This window comes from Scytonema sp. NUACC21, from assembly GCF_054684315.1.
Genome location: NZ_BAAFZH010000065.1, coordinates 74,744 through 81,011, shown reverse-complemented (window position 1 = coordinate 81,011; position 6,268 = coordinate 74,744). Strand labels below are relative to the sequence as shown.

Here is a 6,268-nt window from a genome sequence, read left to right as displayed (position 1 = left end):
AGCGATTTATTGACCGTTTTTGATGGGCTTTTGCATCCTACCTCATTGATAGCCTAGAGACCTCATTTTTCGATCCAGTCATAGAGCGGGTTTCAGCCTTCATTTTAGTAGTTCATTTGTTCGCGCCCCAAGGGCTAGCAGTGCCCACCCTACGATCGGGATAAGCTTTTTAGCCTGTGATTTTCGATTGAGAGAGCGTGGTGCAAGATACCAGACAAGAGAAAGTTAAAAAGTGAGGCATTGAACCCCACTTTTTAACCCGCTATCCCTCTCCGCCCTATATAGCGGACAGGGTATCTCGCCCAGGACAGATGAATTGGCGAGAAACTTACCTAGAGGGGCGTATCGTCACTCTTCCGTATACGTCCAAATTGGGCGTTTATTTTAATGGTTCAGAGACTTTTTAGCTTCTGTAGCAACTGCTTCTACTTCATCCTTCGCCAAAGTTTCTAATAGAGATTTGGCATCTGTGCCACCCAAATGGTTTAAGGCTTGCACCAGCCTGTATCGAAGTTGCCAATCTGGGTTTTTAACATAAGGAGCTAACAGGGGAACAGCTTTTTGGTCTCCCAACTCTCCCAAAGAACCAATGGCAGCTGTTATGACTAGATCGTTATCTGAGGCGATCGCATCACGCAGTAACTCAAAACCTCTTGGATCTCCTAACTCTCCCAGTGCAGCGACAATGCTGAGTTGAACAATCCACTCTTTGGTGGTTTGGTATATTTGTTGTAAATCTTCAAACGCGTCCTGCAGCTTAAGCGCCCCCAAACAATCTGCTGCGGCTGCTTGTACATCGGCTTCGGGGTCATTTAGGAGGCAATCGCGCAATAGATTTAAAGTTAAATCTCTATTTTGGTTCCCTAAGGTATCCAATTGACTGACTGCTGAGTAACGCACCCGAGCACTGCTATCTTTTACAGCAGTTTGAATTAACTCGTACCCCGCAGACGGTTCTAATTGACGAATAAGATTTACTGCTCGCAAGCGATCGCCCAAATCTTGGGAACTAAGCATTTGCCTAACAGATTCTGGAGTAACACTCATTTTTGCTTTGTTAGTGGTAGGTAGTAAAAACAACGAACTAATGTAGGGGCGGGTTTATTTAGCTAAACTCACCCCTACTAACTACGCAATTTGTTCAATGACTATTCTTGACTTGCTGCCATTGCTCGAATAATGTCACCACGGGTGAGAATACCAATGACTTGACCCTCGCTGTCAAGTACCGGAAGACGGTGGACGCTGCGATCGTGCATGAGTCTGGCTGCGTCTGTGACAGTTTTGTCTGGTGAAACTGTAATAGGGTTTTGGCTCATGACTTCACCGACTGTTTGCCCTAGTGCCTTATGCAAGTCCCGTTCATAGGTTGTAGGGTTTTGTAAATAGATGACGCTATCAAGAAACATGATGTAAGCCGGAGGGGTTACGCCTGTTTCTTGCCACATCAAATCCGTTTCTGAGATAATGCCTACCAATTTTCCAGTATCCCCCACCACGGGTAGCCCGCTAATTCGCCGTTCTGCCAAAATTTGAATGGCTTCTTTTAAAGGAGTTTCAGGTCGGACAACAATTGGGTTACGAGTCATTATATCGGCAACGGTTCTAGGCATTTGCTTGCTAACACCCTTTACTCACGTCATTGCCACCATTGTATAGAACAATCGCAGTGATAACTCTCATCCTATTAATACATTTTTACTTAAGTGCAACATAAAACTTACACAGCTTGAATAGGTCAGTCAAACTCTGTTTCGCAAAAGACTTGCAGCAAATCAATACAGTTTGCGATCGCTCCCAAATGAGCGATTTCATACCCGTGTGTATTCTGTGTAGGAAACGCCAAACACGCACCACGGGCAACATGACCGAACTTCATAGCAATAGAAGCATCGCTACCAAAACCACTAAGTACTGCCTGTTGCACCGCCATATCTAGTTTTTTAGCTGAGTGTCGCAGTTGTTGATTGAGAGTCTCATCGTAAATTCCATATCCATCTTGGGAAAGTATCACTGGACTTTTCCCATCCTCAATAGGGTACTCTGACGAAAGAGGACAAATTTCCAAAGCAATCAAAGCATCCAAGCGTTGGTTTTGAGTGAAGAACAGCGCTCCAATTGCTCCCACTTCTTCCTTTGCTGACGCGACTAGATACACATCAGATATTGGTTGTTTTACCTTTTCGGCAAGTGCTAGCAAGATAGCAATAGAAGCTTTGTTATCCAAAGTATAACTAGCAATGTAGTTATTTAATTTAATAGGACGCTTGCGGTGTTTGCCAACAACCATTCTCGTTCCCGGTCGAATGCCAGCTGCTTCTAGTTCTGCGGTTGTACACTTTGTTTCAATCCAAGCATTTTCCCACTTGACAGGTGTATCTTCCTGTTGTACCTTTTGAGGTGATTCATGAGAGACGTGACGGGACCCAAAACTGAGAATACCGCTAATAGTTCCATTGTCTCCCAGTAAATCCACCACTCCTTCACCATACACCCAAGGAAACGCACCGCCGAGCTTGCGAACTTCAACTCGACCTTGCTCGCCCACCGTTTTTACAATTGCACCAATTTCATCCTTATGAGCTGTAATGGCGATCGCTCCTGTTGAATCTCGCCCTGAAATTTTAGCAATGATATTGTCAGCGCGGTCTTGCCAAACCTCAACCCCTAACGCTGCAAATCGTTCCATTAGGAATTGATTGATTTCTGCCTCAGCACCACTGGGGGAATGATGCATGACTAATTCTTCAATTATTTTAAATAAGTGGTTCTCATCCCACATAAATGAAATATAGTTACTTCCAAAAGTGATAAAAACTTTTTTACTTAAACCTTCATAATAATACGTTGAAAATATGCAAACTCCATCTATCCTCAAACCCAATCTTCCCCAACCTCCAACCTTTACGTCTTTTGAAGAAGAACGCCTTCATCGCAAACAACACCTTGCTGCTGCGTTGCGGCTCTTTTCTCGCTTTGGATTTGATGAAGGAATTGCAGGTCATATCACCGCTCGAGATCCAGAAAACCCCGAACACTTCTGGGTCAACCCTTTTGGTATGCACTTTGGTTTAATTCGAGCCAGCGACCTCGTTTTGGTTAATCAGGAGGGAAACGTTATTGAAGGTAAACGTCCCATCAACCAAGCCGCTTTTGCCATTCATTCCCAAGTCCATGCAGCTCGTCCTGACATAGTGGCTGCATCTCACGCTCATTCCGTGTATGGGAAAAGTTGGTCTAGCCTCGGACGTCTTCTTGACCCTCTCACCCAAGATGCTTGTGCTTTCTACGAAGATCACAGCCTATTTGATGATTATACAGGAGTTGTTCTGGTACCCGAAGAAGGCAAACGTATTGCCGAAACCTTGGGAAAAAATAAAGCAGTTATTCTTAAAAATCACGGTTTGCTGACAGTAGGTCATTCAGTCGATGAGGCAGCTTGGTGGTTTATCACAATGGAGCGTTCTTGTCAAGCACAACTCCTAGCTGAGGCTGTTGGTAGCCCCAGCTTAATTAAATCAGAAATTGCGAGTCTAACACACACACAAGTGGGTTCTCATTATATGGGTTGGTTCAGCTTTCAACCACTGTTTGAGATGATTGTTCATCAAGAACCCGACCTGCTTGGCTAAAGGTTCGCTGTTTGTGTTTGCGTTTGAGCATTCCTACTACACCCAAAGCACCCAGTACAGAAATTCCCAAGCTGGCTGAAGATTCAGGAACCGACTTTGCCCGAATCGCCGCTAATGCTGTTTGTGCTACTAGCTTATGAGCATTTGTACTGGGATGAACTTCATCAAAAAACACATAATCATTTGGGTTATCACATTGACTTAATACTTGATTAATCTCAACTTTATAGACTACACAAGGCTCCTTCGCATTTTTGAACCCAAATGCTTCTGGATTAGCCACCACCCGCTCGAACAAAGAATTAACATCCACAGGGATAAGATTGATACCGGGAATGTTACTTAATGAACCTAAGGCATTTGTCAATCCTGCATTATGAATGTTGGTTAAAGTCGTTAGATTGCTAGCATTTGGAGACCCTGATACAAGGGGGCTTTTACCTAAATCTGGCAAATTAAAAACTAATATGTTTTTCGCACCAGCTTGAGCAAGTCCTCCTATGGTATTTGATAAATCCTTAATTGTTTGCTCGACGTCAAAATTTTGACCAAACAAGTAATCGTTCCCGCCTCCCCACACAGCGTATAATGCATTTGGATCTGCCTTTTGGTTATTTGCTTGTAAGAGTTGGGTAAATAAGCTAGCTTGCTCTGACACTCCTGGTGCATTTGGAATGAAAGCGTTGCTGTCACCAGTGCTAGAACCACCAACAGAAAAGTTAATACCTTGGGTAGGAGGAGTTTTACTTAGATCGGTAAATAATGTCGGCGTTAATCCTATATTCTTTCCAAGGTAATCTACCCAAACTTCGCCATTAGAAAAACGTCCTGGCGCGTAAGGCGGGCTTGGAGGAATAGGAACACCTAGTAAAGATTGAGTAATATTGGATACATTACCTGTGTCCGACAGGCTGTCACCAAAAATAATAAATTGACTAAAATTAGCAGCTGAAGCTTTCTGCACTGGCATTAGAGAGAAGAGAACAAATCCAGTGGTTAGAAGTGCTTTTTTCATACTTGTTTTTTATAGCTCTTACTTTTTTGTTTTTATTAACTCCGAACAAATAGAAACATTGAAATTGCTTTGCACCCTGTTTAGATATATATCAAAAATTACTAACTTTTGTTTTTAACGTTTATGTAAATTTACGGTAGTAGTCACTGCTGTGTTTGCTTGACCTTCAAAGCTTCAGTAGCTGAGATGCCATCGCCTTGGGTACCGAAGTACCATAAAGTAGCAGCCGCCTCAGCACGCGTTACTGATTTTTTGGGCTGAAATAGTGTTGTATATCCAAATACACGACGGATATTGGACTGTTCGCCATTCTGAAAATCTGCCAAAATGACTCGCAGTGCTTTAGGGTCTATTTTTCCAACGTCCTGGAAGCCCCAAGTTTGCTTAACTGCTTCTAAATTAGCATTAGGTAACGCTTGGCGTGTATCTAAGGGAACTTTCCATAAAAGCATTTGTTCTCGTGTCAAAGGTGCATTTGCACGGAACAAAACTGCTGTGGAATCTCCAGATAAGGGACTGGGGATTAATCCTGCTTCAGCTAATCCCTGAATAACTGGGAAGTCTGGATCGGTTCTTGGGACATCACTAAACGCTGGTTGAGAACCTTCCGATGCGAAGCGAATTTGTTTTGCTGGATTAGTAGAATACATTATATTGTTGGCAGCAGTCAACCAACGAGCATACTCGCGACGGGTAATGTTTTTATTGGGTTCAAATTGCTGTATTGTGGCGCTTTGGTTGGTTTTAGCAGCATTTGAGTTTACAGGTAAAACACCTAATTCCGCTAATTCCTGAATGTATCTCTGAAATTCCTGGGGCGCTTTGTCGAGATCGCTAAATTCCCGAGCAGTGGAAGTGACTGTAGAGTTAGTTGTATCGACGTTGGTATTTGTTTGTGCTCCTGACTCTTGCTTTTTCACTGAACCAACGAATTGCTCTGTAGTTGGTTGTGAAACTGGGCTAGCAGTTGTTTCGGGACTGGAAGTTGGGGTAGCTTGTGCCGTTTCTACGGAATTTGTTTGGTATTCAATCACTATCTCAGTTGAGGTTTGTGGTTGATTTGGCGCACCATTGGTAACCGTTTTTGGCTGAAAACTCACCTTCAATTGCAAATCATTACGCCGTGCTTCAATCAAATCTCCTGAGTCATTTGACTGTTGGACAATTTGCCAGTTGTTTGCTTGTAATTGTTGGCGATAATAACTGGCAATGACATTGCTGGGGTCAATACTCAACCATCGTGTTGAGACGTTTGGGTTTTCAGTACCCGATGGTGTCACTTGTTGCAAGCTGGCATTGGGATATAAGGGAATATCCTTGGGAAAATTAGCTGGTAACTGAACTGTTGTTTGGTTCGTTGGCTGCTGTTGGTTACTGCGTGCTGCTTGAGAACCAAAGCTGACTGGGTTATCTTTCAAGCGCGGGTCTGCTGCCAATGACTGCTCTAATTGTTTGGCAGTTGGACTATTTGCACAGGCTGTTAAGGAAGTCAGTAAAACAGCCAAACTTATCAAGACAACTGGACGTTTAGGTTGCAACACGGAGAATCACAAATGAGCATATCAATTTCTACAGTAGCGCAGAGCGGATTCAGATTTGTTGAGGGTGATTGACACTTGAC

6 protein-coding genes are annotated in these 6,268 nt (G+C 43.3%); 1 reads left to right on the top strand and 5 read right to left on the bottom strand.

Features of this window, described 5'->3' with window-relative positions; translation table 11 throughout:
- Positions 1–384 precede the first annotated feature (384 nt).
- From nblB to ACYRY3_RS11380, 3 genes are all read right to left on the bottom strand, one after another.
- Positions 385–1,047: a phycobilisome degradation protein NblB gene (gene nblB / locus ACYRY3_RS11390; RefSeq protein WP_460201786.1), complete on the bottom strand. Its 663-nt coding sequence runs from the start codon at positions 1,045–1,047 to the stop codon at positions 385–387.
- Positions 1,048–1,148: 101 nt separating this feature from the next.
- Positions 1,149–1,613, bottom strand: coding sequence for a CBS domain-containing protein (locus ACYRY3_RS11385; protein WP_460201785.1), 465 nt, complete (start codon positions 1,611–1,613; stop codon positions 1,149–1,151).
- 125 nt (positions 1,614–1,738) lie between these two features.
- Entirely contained in the window at positions 1,739–2,782 is a 1,044-nt protein-coding gene (locus ACYRY3_RS11380) for a M42 family metallopeptidase (RefSeq protein WP_460201783.1), read from the bottom strand.
- Positions 2,783–2,855: 73 nt separating this feature from the next.
- Here ACYRY3_RS11380 and ACYRY3_RS11375 point away from each other — a divergent pair, with 73 nt between their 5' ends.
- Entirely contained in the window at positions 2,856–3,632 is a 777-nt protein-coding gene (locus ACYRY3_RS11375) for a class II aldolase/adducin family protein (protein WP_460201782.1), read from the top strand.
- Here ACYRY3_RS11375 and ACYRY3_RS11370 read toward each other — a convergent pair.
- On the bottom strand, positions 3,574–4,647 hold the full coding sequence (locus tag ACYRY3_RS11370) for an SGNH/GDSL hydrolase family protein (protein WP_460201781.1): 1,074 nt from the start codon (positions 4,645–4,647) through the stop codon (positions 3,574–3,576). The two genes, ACYRY3_RS11375 and ACYRY3_RS11370, sit on opposite strands and share 59 nt — an antisense overlap.
- A 143-nt stretch (positions 4,648–4,790) precedes the next feature.
- Entirely contained in the window at positions 4,791–6,188 is a 1,398-nt protein-coding gene (locus ACYRY3_RS11365) for an S-layer homology domain-containing protein (protein WP_460201780.1), read from the bottom strand.
- Between the last annotated feature and the right edge of the window lie 80 nt (positions 6,189–6,268).